This is a genomic window from Mesorhizobium sp. M0778, assembly GCF_040320105.1.
Taxonomy (GTDB): Bacteria; Pseudomonadota; Alphaproteobacteria; order Rhizobiales; family Rhizobiaceae; genus Mesorhizobium.
Genome location: NZ_JAMYPA010000028.1, coordinates 1 through 13,646, shown reverse-complemented (window position 1 = coordinate 13,646; position 13,646 = coordinate 1). Strand labels below are relative to the sequence as shown.

Annotated in this window: 21 protein-coding genes; 7 read left to right on the top strand and 14 right to left on the bottom strand. The window is 59.5% G+C overall.

Annotated elements, in window-relative coordinates; genetic code table 11:
* Positions 1–15: 15 nt before the first annotated feature.
* From NKI22_RS27675 to NKI22_RS27665, 3 genes are read right to left on the bottom strand one after another with little or no spacing between them, the layout of a single operon-like run.
* Positions 16–756 (bottom strand): amino acid ABC transporter ATP-binding protein, encoded by a 741-nt coding sequence (locus tag NKI22_RS27675; RefSeq protein ID WP_352815261.1) that lies wholly within the window; start codon positions 754–756, stop codon positions 16–18.
* Entirely contained in the window at positions 749–2,263 is a 1,515-nt protein-coding gene (locus NKI22_RS27670; protein ID WP_352959214.1) for an NAD(P)-binding domain-containing protein, read from the bottom strand. Before NKI22_RS27670 ends, NKI22_RS27675 begins: the two co-directional genes overlap by 8 nt.
* Positions 2,260–3,258 (bottom strand): LysR family transcriptional regulator, encoded by a 999-nt coding sequence (locus NKI22_RS27665; protein WP_352815264.1) that lies wholly within the window; start codon positions 3,256–3,258, stop codon positions 2,260–2,262. Before NKI22_RS27665 ends, NKI22_RS27670 begins: the two co-directional genes overlap by 4 nt.
* 162 nt (positions 3,259–3,420) lie before the next feature.
* Between NKI22_RS27665 and NKI22_RS27660 the strand changes: the two genes are divergently transcribed.
* Together NKI22_RS27660 and NKI22_RS27655 are read left to right on the top strand one after the other, a co-directional pair.
* Positions 3,421–3,903, top strand: a complete 483-nt coding sequence (locus NKI22_RS27660) for a CMD domain-containing protein (protein WP_352815266.1) — start codon at positions 3,421–3,423, stop codon at positions 3,901–3,903.
* A complete protein-coding gene (locus tag NKI22_RS27655) occupies positions 3,900–4,475 on the top strand; it encodes a peroxidase-related enzyme (protein WP_352815268.1) in 576 nt (191 codons plus the stop codon). The genes NKI22_RS27660 and NKI22_RS27655 overlap by 4 nt, the downstream gene beginning before the upstream one ends.
* Before the next feature lie 115 nt (positions 4,476–4,590).
* On the opposite strand, the gene NKI22_RS27650 is transcribed toward NKI22_RS27655, so the two are convergent.
* The 11 genes from NKI22_RS27650 to NKI22_RS27600 form a co-directional block, all read right to left on the bottom strand.
* Positions 4,591–4,848 carry a pyocin activator PrtN family protein gene (locus NKI22_RS27650; protein WP_352815226.1) on the bottom strand — a complete coding sequence of 86 codons (258 nt, stop codon included), beginning with the start codon at positions 4,846–4,848 and terminating at the stop codon, positions 4,591–4,593.
* Between the two features lie 354 nt (positions 4,849–5,202).
* Entirely contained in the window at positions 5,203–5,466 is a 264-nt protein-coding gene (locus NKI22_RS27645; RefSeq protein ID WP_352815270.1) for a pyocin activator PrtN family protein, read from the bottom strand.
* A 236-nt stretch (positions 5,467–5,702) separates the two neighbouring features.
* Positions 5,703–6,089: a hypothetical protein gene (locus NKI22_RS27640; protein WP_352815272.1), complete on the bottom strand. Its 387-nt coding sequence runs from the start codon at positions 6,087–6,089 to the stop codon at positions 5,703–5,705.
* A complete protein-coding gene (locus NKI22_RS27635; protein ID WP_352851625.1) occupies positions 6,089–6,373 on the bottom strand; it encodes a hypothetical protein in 285 nt (94 codons plus the stop codon). The genes NKI22_RS27640 and NKI22_RS27635 overlap by 1 nt, the downstream gene beginning before the upstream one ends.
* An 8-nt stretch (positions 6,374–6,381) precedes the next feature.
* Complete coding sequence (locus NKI22_RS27630) at positions 6,382–7,128, bottom strand: CbtA family protein (RefSeq protein ID WP_352815275.1); 747 nt, start codon at positions 7,126–7,128, stop codon at positions 6,382–6,384.
* A gap of 15 nt (positions 7,129–7,143) precedes the next feature.
* Positions 7,144–7,353: a CbtB domain-containing protein gene (locus tag NKI22_RS27625; protein WP_352815277.1), complete on the bottom strand. Its 210-nt coding sequence runs from the start codon at positions 7,351–7,353 to the stop codon at positions 7,144–7,146.
* A gap of 92 nt (positions 7,354–7,445) precedes the next feature.
* Positions 7,446–7,916 carry a nitrile hydratase accessory protein gene (locus NKI22_RS27620; RefSeq protein ID WP_352851623.1) on the bottom strand — a complete coding sequence of 157 codons (471 nt, stop codon included), beginning with the start codon at positions 7,914–7,916 and terminating at the stop codon, positions 7,446–7,448.
* 46 nt (positions 7,917–7,962) lie between these two features.
* The gene (locus NKI22_RS27615) at positions 7,963–8,316 is read right to left on the bottom strand and encodes an SH3-like domain-containing protein (RefSeq protein ID WP_352815281.1); all 354 of its coding nucleotides are present in this window, start codon (positions 8,314–8,316) and stop codon (positions 7,963–7,965) included.
* The gene (locus NKI22_RS27610; RefSeq protein WP_352815283.1) at positions 8,313–8,627 is read right to left on the bottom strand and encodes a hypothetical protein; all 315 of its coding nucleotides are present in this window, start codon (positions 8,625–8,627) and stop codon (positions 8,313–8,315) included. Before NKI22_RS27610 ends, NKI22_RS27615 begins: the two co-directional genes overlap by 4 nt.
* Positions 8,628–8,650: 23 nt before the next feature.
* Positions 8,651–9,265 carry a nitrile hydratase subunit alpha gene (gene nthA, locus NKI22_RS27605; RefSeq protein WP_352815387.1) on the bottom strand — a complete coding sequence of 205 codons (615 nt, stop codon included), beginning with the start codon at positions 9,263–9,265 and terminating at the stop codon, positions 8,651–8,653.
* 67 nt (positions 9,266–9,332) lie between these two features.
* Complete coding sequence (locus NKI22_RS27600; RefSeq protein WP_352815285.1) at positions 9,333–9,863, bottom strand: DUF1097 domain-containing protein; 531 nt, start codon at positions 9,861–9,863, stop codon at positions 9,333–9,335.
* A 107-nt stretch (positions 9,864–9,970) separates the two neighbouring features.
* On the opposite strand from NKI22_RS27600, the gene NKI22_RS27595 reads away from it, so the two are divergent.
* The 5 genes from NKI22_RS27595 (at position 9,971) to NKI22_RS27575 (ending at position 13,549) form a co-directional block, all read left to right on the top strand.
* Positions 9,971–10,231 (top strand): hypothetical protein, encoded by a 261-nt coding sequence (locus NKI22_RS27595; protein WP_352815287.1) that lies wholly within the window; start codon positions 9,971–9,973, stop codon positions 10,229–10,231.
* 81 nt (positions 10,232–10,312) lie between these two features.
* Positions 10,313–11,515 (top strand): transporter substrate-binding domain-containing protein, encoded by a 1,203-nt coding sequence (locus NKI22_RS27590; RefSeq protein WP_352815289.1) that lies wholly within the window; start codon positions 10,313–10,315, stop codon positions 11,513–11,515.
* The gene (locus NKI22_RS27585) at positions 11,512–12,126 is read left to right on the top strand and encodes an ANTAR domain-containing response regulator (protein WP_352815290.1); all 615 of its coding nucleotides are present in this window, start codon (positions 11,512–11,514) and stop codon (positions 12,124–12,126) included. Before NKI22_RS27590 ends, NKI22_RS27585 begins: the two co-directional genes overlap by 4 nt.
* 102 nt (positions 12,127–12,228) lie before the next feature.
* The gene (locus NKI22_RS27580; RefSeq protein ID WP_352815292.1) at positions 12,229–13,251 is read left to right on the top strand and encodes an acetamidase/formamidase family protein; all 1,023 of its coding nucleotides are present in this window, start codon (positions 12,229–12,231) and stop codon (positions 13,249–13,251) included.
* A gap of 82 nt (positions 13,252–13,333) precedes the next feature.
* Positions 13,334–13,549, top strand: coding sequence for a histidine phosphatase family protein (locus tag NKI22_RS27575; RefSeq protein ID WP_352959210.1), 216 nt, complete (start codon positions 13,334–13,336; stop codon positions 13,547–13,549).
* The last annotated feature ends 97 nt before the right edge of the window (positions 13,550–13,646 follow it).

The window sequence follows — 13,646 nt, the reverse complement described above, 5'->3', positions numbered from 1 at the left end:
TCAGGCATCCTTTCTCTACTGGAGTGAGTGTTCAGTACTGAGGAATTGCGCGAGGCGCGGGTTGGAGGGCGAGTCGAAGATCTCGGCCGGGCTGCCTTGAGATGCGACGACGCCCCGATCCATGAAGACGATCCGGTTCGAGATGTTCTTCGCGAACTGCATTTCGTGGGTCACGAGAAGCGACGTGATCCCCGATGACGTGACGTCCTTGATCACCCTAAGAACTTCGCCGACGAGTTCGGGATCGAGCGACGACGTGGGTTCGTCGAAGAGCATCACGTCTGGTTTGATCGCGAGCGCCCGCGCGATGCCGGTCCGCTGGAGCTGGCCACCGGAGAGCTGGGACGGGTAGCTGTCCAGCTTGTCGGAGAGGCCTACCCGATTGAGCTCCTTCAGGGCGATCGCCCGCGCCTCGTCCCTGGATTTGCGCTGCACTACCACCAGCGGATCCATCACGTTCTGGATGACCGTCATGTTCTTGAAGACGTTGAACTGCTGGAAGACCATGGCCGTCCGGAGCCGGATCGCCTGTATCGCGGTCTTGTCCGGGCGCTGGTAGTCCATCTTGACCTTATCGAACGCGATGGTGCCGGACGCCGGCTTTACCAGGTAGTTGATACACTTCAGCAGCGTGGTCTTGCCGGTACCGCTGGGGCCGATGATCGACACCACGTCTCCGCGCTTCACAGAGAGATCGACGCCGTTCAAAACCTGCGTGTTCCCGTAGGACAGCTTTAGATCTTTGAGTTCAAGCATTTCTGGTGGGTGTCCTTTCGGGAGATGGTCCGGGAAGCGCCAGGTCATCGCTCGCATCGTCTGCCGCTGCTTCGTGGTCCGCCCATTCGTCTCCGAGGAGCTCGGGCGTGTCGAACGCTTGGAGATCGGCGAAATGGCGCTCGCGGTCGGGGACGAAGAGCGCCCTGACAATGCCACGCGCTAGCCGGTCGGCGCCTTCGCTGATGGCAGGAATGTCACCCGTGAGCTTGCCGTGGCTCAGCGTAGCTGGAAAGTTGAAGCAGTGTATCCGGGAGAGCCCCGGGCAGGCACCCGGCTCTGTTTCGAGGAATTCGAACGCGTTTCCAAGATCGGGCGAGGATTCGAGTTCGCCGTTCGGCATGTCAGCCGGTGCGGGGAAGCGGTCACGCCACAGGCGGATGTAGGGTGCGACGGCGGCGAGCTCCGGCCGGTTCGTCAGCTCGATCTTGAAGCCGGTGCCGAAGATCAGGAAGTCGACGGGATAGCGGCCGTTCGGCGTCGTCACCACGACGTGATCGCCGTCCTGCTCCAGCCCGGTGATTGGGCTTTTCAGATGGAGATGGGCCTGCGGAAAGGCGCTGACGCGCAGAACGCTGGGACGGGGGGGCGGCGTCTGCGCCCGCGTGGCGTAGTCGAGAAAGCGCCACTTCCAGTCGTCGGGCAGGCCGGCGAAGCCGTGCACCACGCCCTGGCTGCCGATGCCGGTGAACTTGTTGATCCGTGGCAAATCCGTCCTGCGCACGAAAAGGTCGAGCCGTCCCGCCCCAGCCTCGAGCGCGGTGGCGGCGTTGTCCATCGCAGAAGCGCCGGCTCCCACCACGCCGACGCGCTTACCGCGGAGTGCAGCGAAATCGATAGCGTCAGCGGTATGGGCCCAGAACTCGCGCACGATGTCGTCGGCGATGGGAGGAACGAAGGGGCCGCCGAGACCGTCGCGGCCTGTCGCGAGCACCACGTGGCGGGCGATCATCGTTTTGGTGTGGCCGTCCTCACGGCATACGATGTCGAGCATGTCGTCCGGGCGCGGGAGGATAGCGTCGACGGTGACCCCGTTGCGTACCGGCAGGTCGAGCACGCGGCGGTACCAGACCAGGTAGTCCATCCACGTCTCGCGCGGCGCCCTGTCGAGCGCCACCCAGGCGTCGCCTCCATGCAAGGCTTCGTAATAGGCGCGGAATGTCAGCGCTGGCAGTCCCATCGCAGGCCCTGTCAGTTGCTTCGGGGAGCGGAGTGTTCGCATCCGCGCAAAGGTGACCCACGGACCCTCTCGACCGGCAGGTGCCTTGTCGAGGACGATGTGGTTGGCGACACCGAGCCGCTTCAGCATGGCCGAGGCGACAAGCCCGGCCATGCCGGCGCCGATGATCACCACATCGGTTACACGTTGTCCGTCGACGACGCGGGTCGGAACCCAGGCCTTGGCCGGCAGTTCCAGCCAGGCGAGGTCCTGCTGCAGGCGCGCCTCGAGGGCGTCGAGACCGGTCGGAAACCCTGACATATCGCTCACGACGGCGCTTCCTCGAATAGCAAAGTTTGCCCGTAGACGGTGTCGGCCAATGCGTCGTCGCCGGACGAGTCGCGCAGGCGGCAGCCAGGCATCGCCAAGGCAACCGTGCGCGCCGCGTCGATCATGGCGGCGACGGTCGGCGTCATCGGCAGCGTGGCGGGCGAAATGGCGCCGAACAGGAAGGGGATCGTGTGGTCGAGCACGCGCATCACGATACCCTTGAGCGGAACGCCGCAGACGGTTGCCGGCTCGACGATGGCAACCCCCAGTCCAGCCCTAACCATCGTGAGGGCCGTCATCGAGGCGTTGACGTCGATGATCCGTCGCGGCGTCACGCCCGCCCTTTCAAGAGCCTCGTCCACGCGGTGCCGCAGGCGATAGGGGTTTGCCAGGGTGATGATGCGGCGGTCCGCGAGATCGGCAAGGCGCACCACATCGTTTCCGGCAAGCGGATCGCTCACGCTCAGAGCGACGACGCACGGCGCATCGGCAATCCAGTGCACCTCGAGGCCGGGATGTTCCAAAGGCAGACTTGCTATCCCGAAGTCCGCCGAGCGGGCGAGCACGGCCTGCACGACGTTCTCGGCCGCCAGAGCCTGCACATGAAGATGACGCGGAAGCAGGTCTGGCGCGACGGCCGCGATCGCTTGGGGTAGGACGCCGGCCGCAAGCGAAGGCGTGGCCGCGATCGTAAGCGAAGGCGGCTCATCGAGACCGATAGCGTTTGCCCGTTCGCGGATGTGGGCCAGGCTGGCGAGATGGCGCTCTACCTCGGCGTGAAAGAGTAGACCGCGCGCGGTCGGGCTGATGCGCGGTCCGCTTCGATGCAGCAGCGCATAGCCGATATCGGCTTCCAAATCCTGAATAAGCCGAGTGACCGCCGGCTGCGATCGGCCAAGCAGCCGTGCCGCTCCGGTCACGCTACCGGCGGACATCACCGCTGCGAAGGCTTCAAGTTGTCGGATATCGAAAGAGTTAGAATGCATGCTGGACATCAACAACTCTCCTTCATGTCAGTAAAGCATGACATTTCCCAATTGGCGAATGGGAAATAGATAAATTTTTCGCATCGAGAGCGGATCATCATTCTCATTTGACATAGTGGCACGGCGCGCCTACCTAGGTCGCATGCCTGCTGACGTACGGAGGGGCTTGTTTTGAGACTCATCGAAAACCTTGCCTCCGTAAGGCCGGGTTCCGCGCTTGCGGAAGCCATGGAGAAGCGCGCGGAGATTTTGCGCCTCAGCGAAGCGGCCCACGATGCCGTGCTACTGCCGCGGGAACCCGGCGGCCTGTCTCATGGCCTCAGGGCCGCGCTCGCCGCCCGTATGGCGCGCCTCAATCGCAGCCCGGCGCTCGCAAGCCACTACGAAACCCTGGTCGCCCGCGCCGACGAAGCGACGACAGCCTCGCTCGCCAACCCCGGCACGAGCGTGACGGACCGGCGTACCGCCGAGATCGTCCGTCACGCCGATCGGCTCACACTCGCACCACGCGAGGCCACGCGCGCCCATGTGGACGCGTTGCGCGAGGTTGGCGTAACCGACGCTGACATAGTCCGGCTCTCGGAGCTCGCGGCCTTCGTCAATTACCAGGTGCGCGTCATTGCGGGTATCACGCTGATCGGAGGAATGCGATGAGCGAGGTCGTCCACACTTTCACCACCACGATACCGCGCTGGCAGCCCTATGTGGTTCCAGTCGATCTCGCGACTGCCACCGACGAGCAGCGTGCGGCCATGCAGGTGACGCCGTCTAGCAAGGGCATCTCGCCCTATGTGCTCACGCTTGCGCATGACCCAGAGTCGCTCGCGGTCCGCTCACCCCTGTTTAATCTGATCATGTACGGCCGCGACGGGCTGGCGGGCAGCGAGCGCGAGCTGGGCGCCGTCGCGGCTTCCGTTGTCAACCGCTGCGTATACTGCGCCGCAGTGCACGCCTCCCGGTTCAACAACCTTACGAAACGGACGGACGTCATCGAAGCTGTCTTCGCCGACGGTCTTGAGGCAACGCTCGACGAGCACCTCCAGGCAATATTCGACTTCTCGGCACACCTGTCGACCACGCCACCCGAGGCGACCGCGGCCGACGCTCAGGCGCTTGTCGACGTCGGGCTCAACGAGCTGGAATGTCTCGACCTGGTCCTGTCGGCTGCCATCTTCGGCTGGGCGAACCGCTTGATGCATACGCTCGGCGAGCCGGTGATGGATTGAATACTACAGACGGCCCAGATTGAAGGCATGCAATCGATCATCTGCCGCGATCGATCAAGCGCCTCCAACGCCGCACGCAATGCCGAGCGCTACAGCTGCACTCAGCTCCAACCGCTCATCTGGGAAGCTCCCTCTGGGCCACCTGTCTGCGCCTATCGATGTAGTCCGCCAAATCCTGCAAATGGACACCCTTGGCGCATTTCTGACTTGTTTCTATTCGCATGAGCGGCAGGGCGATGTCGCCTGAACTGAGCTTGCGAAGAAATTTCGGGAGCGTCAGGTGCGAAAAGAAATCGCGACGGACCTCATCGAGCGGAATGATGGCCTTACCATTGTATTGTGCCATCAGCAGAAAAGCGGTGCTGAGGGACATTGATGGTTACGCTTTGAAAAATAGAATGAAATGAGTCACATATCATACAGGCCGGCAATGTCAGTCTGTCCAATCTCAGCGTGGTTTAAAAACAGTGGATAAATGATTGAAAAATATAGAAAATTAGCCGTTGCTCCGATGATGGACTGGACGGACGTCGCGAAAACCAACGTATATTCAACAACTAAGAGGTATCAATTCCTCAGAGTTGTACTGTTGTTGTACTCGTTCCGGAGCGCTTGGGCGAAAGCGGGCGCATTTCGGGGAAGGGGGCACGAATGGGCGACGGGAGGTAGCATCCTGTCGGTGATCTAGGGATTGCTGAACTCCAAGCGCAAAGAGGCCACGGGCGCGCTAGCTACGTCGGAAGGCGCGCACTTCAGACAGTGCGATTTCACGCCGCTTATCGAGGTATGAAGCCAGGTCTTGGAGATGAACGCCTTTGGCACTCTTCTGGCTTCTTTCTGCTCTGGTTAGCGGAAGCTCAATTTCTCCAATGCTCACTTTGCGTAAGAACTTGGTGAGCGTCAGGTGGGAAAAATAATCCTTGCACACGGTCTCAGCGGGGACAATCATGCGTCCCTCATATTGCGCCATGAGTAGGAAGAGGGTGTTCAATTTCTTCGCTCGCCGCATGGCTGCATGACTCAAACCAAATGGCCTCCGGCAAACCCGGGGCGGTTCACCCGGTGGCGGTAGCTGTCGTGGTGTATTTCACGTCTACGGGCACGGTCTTTCTCCTTTGGAAATGTCGGCATTTGGGTAATGGCGAGTGCGAAGCGGACAAGACTTCGCGTTGGCCGGCAGAGAGCGCTCGACCAGCGTCGTCTCATTCGTTCTTCAGGTTTCGGTGTTCAGACGTCCCCGGGAATGGGGTTCCGGTCTGTTCCCCCAACCTGTCGCCTCAAGGTGCGCGTTGGGAACAGGACGGCAAGAAGGCCTGCCATCGTCGCTACAAAGGCAATTCCTACCGCAATCAGGCTGGGCAGGTGGAAGGGAATGTCCCGCCAGTCCGGAATGACCGGCGAGGCCGTATTGAAGGTCTCGCCGCTGAACTGACACATGACGAACGACGCGCGGTTCAGCACCATGTCTGCGTCGATCCGTGATATCAGCGCCTCGACGGCCGGTTTATCTGCCGACATCTCGCGCAGATGCGTCAGCGCTGCCTGCATCGCTGACAGATAGGCATGGCTGCATTCATTGAAGGGGCTTGTCTCATCTCCAATGCTGCCGGGCATCAGCCCCAAAGACAGGCGGCATACTGCAGGTTGGCGAAGTTCAACAGCCTGCGAAACGTTTCGTCCGTGCGGTTTTGTTTGGCCGCCAGGTCGAGAATTTCGCTGCGATAGTCAGCGATCACGGCCATCTGGCCGTGTGTCAATGCGGGTATTTGTAGACCTGAGCTGTTCAGGTCCGATTTCTGCCCATGCGCCTGCGCCGATCCCGCCATCATCGAGAGCAGAGAAAGACAGAACCACCATGACGCGGCGCGCGTAGACATCCGGATGCTGTGCGCCGTCATGGAATGGCCTAGCGAGCAGCTGCGTTCGGCACCGGGCGACCGTCATCGCGATAGGCCATCCTGCGTTCGGCGACCGCTCCGAACAGCACGCCGATCGCAGTCCACAGAACCGTCTGGATACCGAGCCCCGCAAGGCGGAAATCCCACAATACAACAACGGAAAACTGCTCAGGCACTTCGTTGATCGGCGGCAGCGCATATTCGGCAATCGCCATCACGACGAGATAGGCAGCTACCGCCGCTATCCAGGAAGTCCAAATCCCGTACTGCGACGCTAGGCGTTTGGCGAGGCCGATCGAGGCCACTGCCGCCAAGACAGACACGATCAGCAGTACAAAGAAGAGTTGGGTGCGCGCCTGGATAGTTTCGGGATCGCCCACTGAAGGCGGATTGGCAGGATATTTGAACTGCGGCACCAGGATGATCGCGACGAATCCGGCCAGCGCGATCAGCGCTGCCGTGCCTCGCGGTCCAAAGCCGCTGACCCTTCCCTGGACATAGGAGAAGACCAGCGCGAAAAGGCCGCCAATGGACGCGCCATAGACGAGAATGCCGGTCAGCAGGCCGATGCCGGCCTGTGTGGAGCGACTGACGAGTTCGGGCTCCGGTGCCTCGCCCGCGGCCCGCGCCTGATGTTCCTCGAAAGCGATCGCGTGATCCACCTGCGGCTCGCCGAACACACGGGCAAAACCGAACGCCAACAGGCCGGCCATGATCCCGACCAGCATGCCGCGCAGCAAAAGACTGCCAACCATGATGTTGATCCTTTATTAGTGGCAGGGAAAGCCGAGCAGATGGCGGCCGTCGTGGACGAATTCGTGGACGTACATGCCACGGATCAGCGACGTCGCGCCTTCTTCGGCACCGATGAAATAGATCGCCAGCATTAGCATGAGCCCGCCAAAGACGGCCCAGGGCAGAAGCTCCTGGACCGGGATGGGTGCCGGCAGGGCAACGGGTTTAAGAGCGATTTCGGACATGAATGTTCTCCTCAAGAGTGTTCATTGGATGGACTCGCGACGAAATCTCGTTCGCCCTCATTTTGCGATTGCGGCTGCTGCCGGCTTGTGGGTCACGCAAGCCTTGTCGCTGGCGCGCGGCAACTGTGATCGTCGTCATGAGCATGAGCATGAGCATGAGCATGATCGTGATGATGATGGTGGTGATGATGCGAATGACCATGACCATCCAGGCTAAGCGGTTCGCCAAAGCCGCGATGCTCGTCGGCATGACGCCATTGTTCCTTGCGCGCCATCAGCTCATCGAAGCTTGACAGCTTCTTGTCGGTCACCAATTTCTCAAGCGCGGCAAGCCATTGATGATAGTAGATCCCATTATGGTCTTCCGGATCGAGGCCATAGGTTTTGCCGAGTTCGATTTCCGCGCTGATGTAGTTCACCCACTCACGCCATTGGAAGTGGCCATTGTTGTGAAGTTGGAGCACGATCCCGAAGGCGGTGAGCTGCCAAGGCTCGGCAAACAGTGGTCCGGCTTCATTGCGCGGAAGACCGGGAAGCTGATCGAGACTGCTATTCTGGTTCATGGGAAAATCCTAACGAAGCCGAGGCGGTGAGCAGTTGGGCGGAGCGCTAGTCGGCGCCCTCGAGGTAGTCATCCCAGGCGTCGACATACATCCGGTCCCGCGGATGGCCGGCATCGCCCCACAGCTCGCGAGCCGTGAACACCACCGTGTAGACGTGCTGCGGCTTGGGTCCCTGGCGGTGGGCGCTCGTATCGGGGAAAACGAACACGCCGTGATCGAAGGTGACGGTACCGACCTTGCCCCTGATGTAGGCCGGCAGGCGGTTGTGCGCGACCTGGTTCAGGTTGACGACCGTAACCTTGTCTCCGGCCTTGAACTTCGGTGCGACCTCGACATCGACGCGCGCTGGATCTCCGGTGGCCAAAACCGTAGGCACCATATCGGTGGTGAGCATGTTCATGCTGCTTTTCCTTTCATGAGCTGGGCGTGGCGGGCATCGACTTCCTCGCGGGTGACGATGCCTGCATCGATGCAGTTCTGTTCCACGGTGCAGAGCCACTTTTCGTAGTAGCTCGACATCAGGTAGTGGCGAGGATCCATCCGCTCGATCGGATGCCGGAACTGGTCGACGTTGTAGATGCCCGCCGCAAAGCAGGCGATCATCATCGATAGCATCCGCCCTTCCCATTCCTCATGGAAATACGGCTCGTTTTGTTCAACCAGCACCGGGCCGAAGCCGTGCTTGCCGCCGACATCATGAATTCCATTCATGGTCCTGATCCTTTTGCCAGAGGCTAGTGCGAGGGTGATTGTGCGACGCCGGTTCCGATCATGGAATCCCGGGTAACGAGAGCAGCCAGTTCTTGTTCGGTCAGGTTTTCAGTGCCGGCTGGGCGCATCGGCAGCACCAGGTAGCGAAGCTCAGCCGTGCTGTCCCAGACGCGCACCTCGACGTCGTCGGCAATATCGAGGCCGAATTCCTTCAGGACGCTTCGAGGTTCGATCACCACCCGAGCCCGGTAGGGCGCCGACTTGAACCAGATGGGAGGCAAGCCAAGCGTCGGCCAAGGATAACAAGAGCAAAGCGTGCAAACGACCACGTTGTGCACCGCGGGAGTATTCTCCAGGGCGACCATGTTTTCGCCCTGCACGCCGATATAGCCGAGGCTCTTGATGGCGGCAGTGCCATCTTCCAGGAGCCAATTCCTGTATTTGGGATCGGTCCAGGCCTTGGCGACGACTTTGGCGCCGTTCTTCGGACCCATCTGCGTCTCGAAGGTCTCAATGATCAAATCAAGCGCGGCAGGATCGATGGCCTTCTTCTCGGCGAGAAGCGATTCAAGCGCCTTCACGCGGAGACCGACCTCGGGGATGAGTACGTTGGCATGGGAATGGTTATCGGTGGTCATGACTTGCCTCATTGATGTTGTCTGAAAATTTTTTTGAGCGCCGCCGGTCGAACGTGCCGGCCGGCAGTCAGGCGACGGCAAGACTCGGTTTGGTCAAGGCACCAGCGAGCTTGGCCGATGCAAACCCGAACAGAGCGCCGGCCACCATCGAAACCGGGACCACGACCAGCGAATTATCGAAGGATGCTGAAAGCAGCTTCGGCAGGGCGAGCCGGTCGGGCGTCTGCAGCAGAAACGCAAACGTACAGGCATAGCCGAACGTCGTGCCCGGAACAGAGGCCAAAGCAGGAATCTGCGATGCGAGGATGTAAATCACGACTGTGATGAACACCACCATGGCAGGCCAGATCTGGGGCCCAACAAAGTTCCCGATGGGCAGGCCGAGGATCATGACGGCGCCTAGCCAGCCCATGAAACAACCGAAGATGTTGGAGACGATCGTGCTCTTGAGCGCAGCATCATCGCCGCCTGATTGGAAGAAGCAGGCCCACGCGACGAATGCCGCCCAGACGAGGATTGTGCCGATCGAGAGAAATGCCCAGGTGCAGATTGCACCAAGGATGCCTACGCTTAGGGCTGTGGCGGTGACAGGTTTCATTGTCAGGTTCCCCATTGTCTTTTTTCAGAACTAAAAAGGCCCGCCACCGTCACCGGTGAGCGGGCCTCATCGCCATAAGCTCGCATTGTCACGAGCTTTATCTGTTCATGCTGCGCCTCTTTTGGGCGCTCGCTGTCTTGTTCCTATTTAGCGTCGCCGAGGAATTTTTTTTTGTCAACCGTTATTCATGGGAAATTCGTAAAACTGGCAAAATCAGCAAATGGCATAATTTTTATGAAACAAACCAGTTACTTAACCTATATTCGCAACGTGGTGAGAAGTCAGGGGAAATAGAATTTGACATTTTTGCCGATATGACGGACGATTTAAATCGAATTTGCCGGCTAGCCGGTTTGAACTATAATTGAGGGATCACCACGATCCTTCGCGGCAACGAAGCCCTGACGCCTTACAAGGCGTCAGGGCTTATTTTTTTTTGGGTAGCTACGTTGGGCGAAAAAGCGAAAATCCCGGTCGGCGTGCTGTTTTCCACGACAGGGCCGTACGCTACAGTCGGCGAGGCGATGCTCAATGGAACGCTGCTCGCTGTCGAGGAAGTCAACAGATCGTCGGACTTCGATTTCGAACTGGCACCACTCGTTCGAAATCCTGGAGGCGAAACGGCTGAGTATGCTTCAATCTGCCGGGATCTCATCATCAATTCCGGTGTTGCGCACATCGTCGGCTGCTACACCTCTTCCAGCCGCAAGGCGATCGTGCCCGTCGTCGAGAAATACGACGCGCTGCTTTGGTATCCCTCGCACTATGAAGGCTTCGAAAGCAGCGACAATGTCGTCTATCTCGGCGCATCGCCGAACCAGCACATAGTACCCCTGGCACAATATATGGCCTCGGGGTTCGGCGCTCGCGTCTATTGCTGTGGGTCCGATTATATCTGGCCTTGGGAAAGCAACCGCGTCATGCGCGAAATCGTCGAGAATTTTGGCGGCGAGGTGCTCGCTGAGCGCTATCTGGCTGTCGGATCGACCGAAGTTACCGGGCTCGTTGAGGAAATCCGTCTGTTGCGGCCCGATTTCGTGTTCAACACGCTTATCGGCGAATCCAGCTACGCATTCTTTCGTGCTTTTCGCGATGCGGGACTGGGTACGCAATCCGCATCCGACGTTTCCATTCCTATAGCCAGTTGCACGCTCTCCGAACCGGAACTTCGCACGATCGGCGATCCGGCAGCGCTCGGCCACATCACCTCCAGTGTCTACTTCCAGTCTCTGGACAATCCGCAAAATCATGCCTTTGTCGAAAATTACAAAACGCGTTTCGGCCGGCAGAAGGTGACCTCGGCCGACGCCGAAGCTTCGTACAATTCCGTTCACATGCTGGCGCTGGCCCTTCGGTCCGCAGCCTCAACGAGAGCATCCGACCTACTCGCCGTGCTCGGCGACTGTGTTTACGATGCGCCGCAGGGACGGATCCGCATCGACACGGAAAACAACCACTGCTACCTGACACCACGAATCGGCATCTCGAGCGCCGGCGCGGAATTCGCCGTCATTGCGGCCGCGCAAAAGCCGATCAAGCCCGATCCGTTTCTCGCATCCCTGAAGGGAGCGGCTTTCATGTTGGACGCTGCTCGAGACCAGGATCAGCCGGATGGCAACCGACAACCGCCGAAGCTGAGGATCGTGTCGTGATCAAGCAGGCGATCCCTAATTTCAGCAACAAGACAGCGCTGATTATCCACAAGACGGATGGCAACGTGGATGCCCTGCTGAGCCAACTTCGCAGGTTCAACATCGAAGCCGTATGCCAGTGGCCGCCGCGGGCCAAGGATTTTGGCCCCGTCGATATAGTATTCTTCGACGTCGACAACGGGTTCGACGGCATGTTCCCGTGGTCCGAGGCTCCGATCCCGCTTATCGCGATCATAGGATCAGAGACACCCGGTCGACTTGCTTGGGCCATAAGCCAAAACCCGAGCGCTTACCTCACTACTCCCATAGGTTCGAAAGGCGTGTTTCAGGCGCTGGTCACGGCCTTCCACAACCATACCGACCGTGCCGACCTTCAGCGCGAAGTCGCCGATTTGCGCGAGCGGCTTCGATGCCGACCACTGGTGGTTCACACGATCCTGCGCATCATGAGTGTTTTGGGCATCGACGACGACGCTGCATTTCACCTGATTCGGGATGAGAGCATGCGCCGGCGCATCTCCGTCGAAGCATGCTGCCAGGAACTCGAAGCACAAGCAGACAGCTTTTTGTCGACAATTCCCGAACTCAGCAGATCCATCGCCCGCAAATAAGCGGGGCTGAGCCTCGATATCGGAATTGAATACGCACAGCGCCGTGCGAACGCTAGCGAAAGCTGCGCTCGCGCGGCCATTTTATTTTTGGAGGAAATACACATGAATAAGCTCGATGTCGCAATTCCTTTCACGCATCGATGGGTCGCGGACTCGATCATGGCGACGCGCGGGGTTGGTCGTGGTTCGGCTCGCCAAACGCATCATCTGACGGAGGAACGACAAGGGACCTTCCACTATACAATGGGCCCCTATTCGGAGCCCGTCCTTACGGTTTCACCCGGCGACAGGATCGTCGTCGAAACCCGGGACGCCTTCGAGGGCGCCATTCAGCATGAAACCGACAAGCCTTCGCAGCTCTTGCGAATGCCTTTTCTCAACCCTCAGAACGGGCCGATCATGGTCGAAGGGGCGGAGAAGGGCGATACGGTTGCGGTCTATATCGAGTCGATGGTGCCGCGCGGCCAAAACCCGCGTGGCACCTGTTGCATGATCGAGGAATTCGGCGGACTGACCGGTACGGCCTATACCGCCATGCTCAACGAGCCGCTACCCGAGGTGGTTCGCAAGATCAACCTCGACGAGGAAAACGTCTACTGGAGCGACCGGGTCAGACTCCCTTATAAGCCACATATCGGGACGCTCAGTTGCTCGCCCGAAATAGATTCCATAAATTCTTTGACGCCCGACAACCACGGCGGCAACATGGACCTGCCGGACATGGGGCCAGGGAGCGTGACGTACTTGCCCGTGCGATCACCGGGTGCACGCGTATTCATAGGTGATGCGCATGCCTGCCAGGGCGACGGCGAGGTTTGTGGCGTGGCGGTCGAGTATTCGGCGACCGTCACCATCCGTATCGATCTAATCAAAGGCTGGACGATCGACTGGCCTCGACTGGAGACCGCCGATCTCATCATGGCGATCGGCAGCGCAAGACCCCTTGAGGATGCAACACGCATCGCTTACCGCGAATTGATCCGATGGATGGTCGCGGAGTTCGGTTTCGACAAGTGGGACGCATATATGCTGCTCAGCCAATGCGGCATAGTGCGACTGGGAAACTTCGTGGACCCGAAATACTCCGTAGCCGCGGCAGTAAGGAAAACAATCATTAACAGGTAGGCTGTTGCCGCGGGCTTTCACCGCGAAAGATAGGTAGCACCGAACTGAAAACGAAGACTCTGACAGGATGAGAGCAACACGCTTGACGCTGGTTTGCAGCGGTATCACGCACGAAATGCGCAAGGGTGGATTTCCCCTCAACGAGCCACTGGAAAAGCGCTCGATTGAACTGGCGAGCGCTCTTGGAAACCATCTTTCAAAGACAGATGGCGTGTTTGTGGCTCCATCGCTGCGCGCCCGGGAGACAGCCCAGCTACTGGGGCTTCGTGCAACGGTGATCGACAGCCTGCGAGGATAGTGTCCTGAAGGTTCTGCAAAAAGTTTTGGAGAGAGAACGGCGCTTGCTCTGAAGGGCGAGCGGCCATGGCACGGTGGTGACGTTGCAATCACCGATT

Excerpts from the sequence above, each read along its gene's own strand:
- NKI22_RS27675 (WP_352815261.1), bottom strand. The coding sequence starts at position 756 with ATGCTTGAACTCAAAGATCTAAAGCTGTCCTACGGGAACACGCAGGTT.
- NKI22_RS27665 (WP_352815264.1), bottom strand. The coding sequence starts at position 3,258 with ATGTCCAGCATGCATTCTAACTCTTTCGATATCCGACAACTTGAAGCC.
- NKI22_RS27655 (WP_352815268.1), top strand. The coding sequence starts at position 3,900 with ATGAGCGAGGTCGTCCACACTTTCACCACCACGATACCGCGCTGGCAG.
- NKI22_RS27650 (WP_352815226.1), bottom strand. The coding sequence starts at position 4,848 with ATGTCCCTCAGCACCGCTTTTCTGCTGATGGCACAATACAATGGTAAG.
- NKI22_RS27640 (WP_352815272.1), bottom strand. The coding sequence starts at position 6,089 with ATGCCCGGCAGCATTGGAGATGAGACAAGCCCCTTCAATGAATGCAGC.
- NKI22_RS27635 (WP_352851625.1), bottom strand. The coding sequence starts at position 6,373 with ATGACGGCGCACAGCATCCGGATGTCTACGCGCGCCGCGTCATGGTGG.
- NKI22_RS27630 (WP_352815275.1), bottom strand. The coding sequence starts at position 7,128 with ATGGTTGGCAGTCTTTTGCTGCGCGGCATGCTGGTCGGGATCATGGCC.
- NKI22_RS27625 (WP_352815277.1), bottom strand. The coding sequence starts at position 7,353 with ATGTCCGAAATCGCTCTTAAACCCGTTGCCCTGCCGGCACCCATCCCG.
- NKI22_RS27620 (WP_352851623.1), bottom strand. The coding sequence starts at position 7,916 with ATGAACCAGAATAGCAGTCTCGATCAGCTTCCCGGTCTTCCGCGCAAT.
- NKI22_RS27615 (WP_352815281.1), bottom strand. The coding sequence starts at position 8,316 with ATGAACATGCTCACCACCGATATGGTGCCTACGGTTTTGGCCACCGGA.
- NKI22_RS27610 (WP_352815283.1), bottom strand. The coding sequence starts at position 8,627 with ATGAATGGAATTCATGATGTCGGCGGCAAGCACGGCTTCGGCCCGGTG.
- nthA (WP_352815387.1), bottom strand. The coding sequence starts at position 9,265 with ATGACCACCGATAACCATTCCCATGCCAACGTACTCATCCCCGAGGTC.
- NKI22_RS27600 (WP_352815285.1), bottom strand. The coding sequence starts at position 9,863 with ATGAAACCTGTCACCGCCACAGCCCTAAGCGTAGGCATCCTTGGTGCA.
- NKI22_RS27595 (WP_352815287.1), top strand. The coding sequence starts at position 9,971 with ATGCTGCGCCTCTTTTGGGCGCTCGCTGTCTTGTTCCTATTTAGCGTC.
- NKI22_RS27580 (WP_352815292.1), top strand. The coding sequence starts at position 12,229 with ATGAATAAGCTCGATGTCGCAATTCCTTTCACGCATCGATGGGTCGCG.